The sequence below is a fragment of the Elstera litoralis genome (assembly GCF_000963705.1).
GTDB classification, from domain to species: Bacteria; Pseudomonadota; Alphaproteobacteria; order Elsterales; family Elsteraceae; genus Elstera; species Elstera litoralis.
Genome location: NZ_LAJY01000046.1, coordinates 1 through 5,027, shown reverse-complemented (window position 1 = coordinate 5,027; position 5,027 = coordinate 1). Strand labels below are relative to the sequence as shown.

Annotated in this window: 4 protein-coding genes; all 4 read left to right on the top strand. The window is 59.5% G+C overall.

Annotated elements, in window-relative coordinates; all coding sequences use genetic code 11:
* On the top strand, positions 1 to 1,954 hold a 1,954-nt coding region (locus VZ95_RS02690; RefSeq protein ID WP_045774504.1), incomplete at its 5' end, for an MFS transporter.
* Between the two features lies 1 nt (position 1,955).
* Entirely contained in the window at positions 1,956 to 2,987 is a 1,032-nt protein-coding gene (locus VZ95_RS02685; protein WP_045774503.1) for an ABC transporter substrate-binding protein, read from the top strand.
* Positions 2,988 to 3,018: 31 nt separating this feature from the next.
* Positions 3,019 to 3,750, top strand: coding sequence for a hypothetical protein (locus VZ95_RS21460; RefSeq protein ID WP_052711427.1), 732 nt, complete (start codon positions 3,019 to 3,021; stop codon positions 3,748 to 3,750).
* A gap of 117 nt (positions 3,751 to 3,867) precedes the next feature.
* Positions 3,868 to 5,027 (top strand): ATP-grasp domain-containing protein (locus tag VZ95_RS02675; RefSeq protein ID WP_052711426.1); only part of this gene is annotated, 1,160 nt, incomplete at its 3' end.

Here is a 5,027-nt window from a genome sequence, read left to right as displayed (position 1 = left end):
CGGAGCTGGAAAAGAAGCCGAAAAGGTCGGCACCTATGTTCTGGCGCAGTTGGATCAGGCGGTGGCCTGGGGCATTCCCGTCGAGAAACTTGCCGGAACCGATGAGCTTTTCGACGATATCCTCGACCGGAATAAAGACATTGGCTTCATTACCGTCACGGATCTGAACGGCAAGCGCCTGCATCTACGCGGCACGCTGCCGACCCAGTTCGAGGCCAATCTCGCCCCCTTGACCCGCGAGACCCTGCAAGCCAAGGCGATGACGCCGGGGCGTTTGGGGACGGTTTTCCTGACGAAATCGCTGCCGATTGAAACAAAAGCCGGCATTGTCGGTGTCTTGCACGTCGGCGCGCGCGCGGATTACATCAGCAGCCAGTTGCAGGAAGTCTATTACGATCTTGCGATCATCCTGCTGGTGTCGGCGCTCTTTACCTTCGAAATTCTGCTCTACTTCGTCAACGCTTCCATTCTGCGTCCGATTCGCGATATTCACGAATTGGCGGCGCGGTTGGCGTCGGGTTATTTCGGGCGACCGATCGCCCCCAAAGCGCGTGACGAGTTGGGCCGTATTTCTATGCGTCTTGACGACGCTGTCGTCGGGCTTCGGCAGCAGTATGAGGCGCTTGCCCAGGCGGTAACGGGATGGGGCGCCGAGGCGCGCACCCGCGTTTCGGGCACGCTCGAAAAATTCGAATATGCGTTTCCGCCGAAACCCGCCTCGATCGTCAGTAGCGGCCAGCAGGGCACGGCGCTGATCCGCATTGCCGTTTTCGTCTTCAGCTTGGCCGAAGAGCTGACGCGCACGTTTCTGTCGGTCTATATTAAGGAATTGTTCGATCCGGTTCCCGGTCTTGCTATGGAAGTGGTGATCGGCGCGCCGATTGCGCTGTTCATGCTGCTGTGGGCGGTGGCGCAGCCTTTTGCCGGGGTTTATTCCGAGAAATTCGGGCGTCGGAAGATCTTTTTGATCGGGGCGGCCTGTGCGGCCATCGGTCTTGCGGCCTCGGGCCTATCGGGCACATTGATCCATCTGCTCGTCGCCCGCTCGATCACCGCCATCGGTTACGCGATGGTGTTCATTTCGGCGCAGGGCTTCGTCATCGATAATACGACGCGCGAAACCCGGGCGCAGGGGATGGCGGGCTATGCGGGCGGCATTCTAACGGCAGGGGTGTGCGGGCCGGCCATCGGCGGTATTTTGGCCGATCAGATCGGTTTCCGGACCACGTTCCTGCTGTCGGCCTTGCTGGCAGTGGCGGCGGCGGTGATGGTCTATCGCGCCATTCAGGAACGTCCGATCCACGCGCAGTCCGAGCGGTTCAGCTTGGCGAGCCTTGGGCTGTTCGTTGCCAATCCGCGCTTTATGGGCGTGGTGCTGTTTTCGGCCATTCCAACCAAGCTGGCGCTTACCGCGCTGGTCTTCTTCCTGGTGCCGCTCTATCTGAATGAGCAGGGCATTAGCCAGTCGATGATCGGGCGCGTGCTGCTGCTGTATTGGCTTGCGATGATCTTCGTATCGCCGGTCGCCAGCAATCTGTCGGACCGTCTGGGAAATCGAAAGATTTTCGTTGTCGCGGGCGGCGTGTTGGCGGCGATTGCGGGCGTCGTTGCGGTGCTGAATACGTCGATTTGGTCGATGGTCATTGGGCTTACCGTGCTCGGCATTGCCCACGGTCTCGTGATGACGCCGCAACTCGCGCTGGTAACGACGCTCTCCCACGGTCAGACGACGAAACAGTTGAGCGAAACCACCGTGCTGGCGATGTTCCGTCTGATGGAGCGCATCGGCAATGTAATCGCGCCTTTCGTGGCCGGGCTATTGCTGGCGCGCTATGGATATGCGGGCGCGATTAGCGGCATCGGCTATATCCTCGCGGCCTGTACTGCCATCTGTATTATCTTGTTTGTGGCCTTCCGGGAGCCGAAAGCCCCCGTGCAAGAAGGACGTGCTTAAAATGGTGAGTTTCTCCCGTCGTCATTTTCTCGCCGGAGCGGGGATTGCCTCTGCCGGTCTTTCGACTGGTCTGGCAGCCCCGGCTCTTGGGCAGGCCGCCAACGGCAAGACGTTCCGCATCGCCATTATCACGCCCCGTGAGAATATCGGCGACGTTGCGGGCTTTAAGGACTTCTTCGCCAACGCGCGCATCAAGGTCGAATACGACATGCGCGTCGTCACCAATATGGCCGACATGGCGGGGCATATCGAGGCCTTGCGCCAGACGCGCCCGGATTTGATCTTCACGATCTTCACGCCGATCACGCAGGCGGTTCTGGGAGCCCATGACGCGGCGGATAAGAGCAAGTTCATTCTCGATATTCCGGTCGTGTTTAGCTCGGTGACGAACCCGGTCGCCTCTAAAGTGGTGCCATCCTTGGAAGCGCCGGGCCGTAACTGCACGGGCACGCGCCACATCGCACCGCTCGACACGCAGGTTCGCACGATCAGCCTGATGAAGCCGGTGAAGAAGCTCGCGATCATCTATAATCCGGCGGAAAGCAATATGGTGGTCACAGCGGACGAGCTGCGCACCTTGCAGCAACCGCTCGGGTTTCAGATGCTGGACAAGCCCGTTCCGATGGATGCGGAGAAAAAGCCCATCGCGGCGGCGATCCCCGATCTGGTTCAGGCGGCGGCGAAGGAAGGGGCGGATTTCATCTATATTGGTCCGGACACCCTCGTTGGTTCCAACAACAGCAAAATCGTGGCCGATACCGCGTTGGGCCTGAAAATCCCCACTTTCTGCGCAACCGAACTGCCGGTGCGCCAGTCCGAGATGCTGATGGGGCTGGTGAGCCGCGCGTATAACGTCGGTCGTTTCGCCGGCTATAAAGCCAGCGAAATTCTCGTTGGCGGCAAGCCCGCGCAGGCGGTGCCGGTCGAAACCTTGAAGCGTTTCTCCTTCATCATCCGCATTCCAGTGGCGCAAAAGCTGGATCTCTATCCGCCGATGCGCCTGCTCAATATCGCCGAAGTCATCACCTCGTAAGGGGGCGTGATCGGCTGATTGGAAACGGGATATGCTGGTTTCTTGCGCACAATGGTTGGATAGCGGCGTTCTGGTCGCGCCCGGCGAACCGGAGCGTGGCCTACCGTTTCAGTTTCGCCGTTTGGGCCAAGAGGATCGTGCCGCGATTATCGCCTTTCGCGAGAGGGTTTTCGCGGAGCTGCCCGACCCCGACATGTATGTGCCGGAAGTCCCCGAGTTCGTCGATTGGCACTTGGAGGGGGAGCGCGGCTTTACCTTTGGATTGTTCATCGATAGTCACTTGGCGGCGGTGACGGTTCTGGGGCTGCCGAAACCCGGCATGCCCAATTTCGCGACCGATCTGCCGGTGCCACCCGCCAACCTCGATGAGGTGGCCCATATTGCAAGCTCGATGGTCGACGGGCGCTTTCGCGGGTTTGGCTTGCAGCGCCGCCTGTTCAACTATCGAACCCTGATGGCCATTGGTGCGGGGCGGCCGATTCTCACTGCCCGCGTGGCACTGACCAACCCAACCAGTTGGCGCAATATGCTGGGCTGCGGCATGCTCGTCGGGCAGTTGCTGGTGATGCATGGCGATAAGCTGCGGTTTTTGTTCGTGCGCGATCTGCGTCAAGCGCCGCTCAAGCTGGCCGAAGCCGAGCGGCTGGTGCTGTTGCGCGATGTCGAAGGACACCGGGCGGCGCTGGCCGAGGGGCTGATGGGGTTCAAGCAAGTCACGCAGGATGGCGCGTCGTTCCTGGCCTATGGGGCGCCGACAGCGTAATTATCGAACCGATTATTAACCATTTATTATCATTATTGCTACTTTTGACATACGATGGTATAGGGTTACACTCTATAGTATGGCCGATTCCGCTGCGGCTGAAGAGGAGAATCCCCTATGTCCACCCCCTGCGCCCTCATTGTTGATCCGTATTCGACGGGTGTCTTATTTGCAGGTTACTTACGCAGCCGGGGATTCCGCTGCATTGCTGTTCAGAGCGGCCCAAATCTTGTCGATTCCTTGCTGAGAACTTATCGCGGGACCGACTTCGAGGCGCTGATTGCTCACACGGGCGACCTTGACGCGCTGATGGCGCAATTGGCAGGCTATGATATTCGCTGCGTTTTGCCGGGCAATGAATCGGCGGTTGAACTGGCCGATGCTCTGGGCGCGCGTCTTGGGGTGCGCGGCAATGATCCGGCGACGACGCGCATTCGCCGCAATAAATTCGATATGATCGAGCGCATTACCGGCGCCGGTCTTCACGCTGCCCGGCAAAAGCTGGTGACGACGGAAGACGAGGCGGGCGATTGGGCGCAGGCGCATGGGCGCTGGCCAATCGTCATCAAGCCGCTCGATAGCGCCTCCACCGATAATGTCCACGTTTGCCATTCCGAGGCCGACGTGCGCGACGGGTTTCAGCGCATTGTCCATTCGCGCAATCTCTGCGGTTTGCAGAATACTAGGGCGCTGGTGCAATCCTATCTCGATGGGCTGGAATATGTGGTCAATACCGTCAGCCGCGACGGTCGCCATTATATTTGCGACATTCTGGAGTCGCGCAAACGCTCCTTGAACGGCTCGCCGCTGATCTACGATTTCTATCGGCTCTTGCCGCCGCAGGGTGACGTGCAAGACCAACTCTCGCGCTATATCATCGGCGTGCTCGATGCGCTGGAAATCCGCAATGGCGGCGGGCATGCCGAAATTCGGATGACTTCGCAAGGCCCGGCACTGATCGAAATCGCTGCGCGCGCGATGGGGCCGCTCGATTCGACCACGACAATCGCCCACGGCACTGGCCACGATCAGGCAGAATTGATCGTCGATGCCGTGACCGAAGGCGCGATGTTCGAGCGCCTCGTCGGCTCTTCCTATGCGATGCAGAAACACGCGATGGTCGTCTATCTGCCGTCCACGGTGGATGGCATCTTGGGCGAGCTGCCGATTCTCAAGCATCTTGACGGTTTGCCGAGCCTGAAGAGCTATCAGCTCATTCCCAAAATCGGCGGTCAGATCCAGCGGACGCTCGATCTAACCTCGGTCCTCGCTAAAAT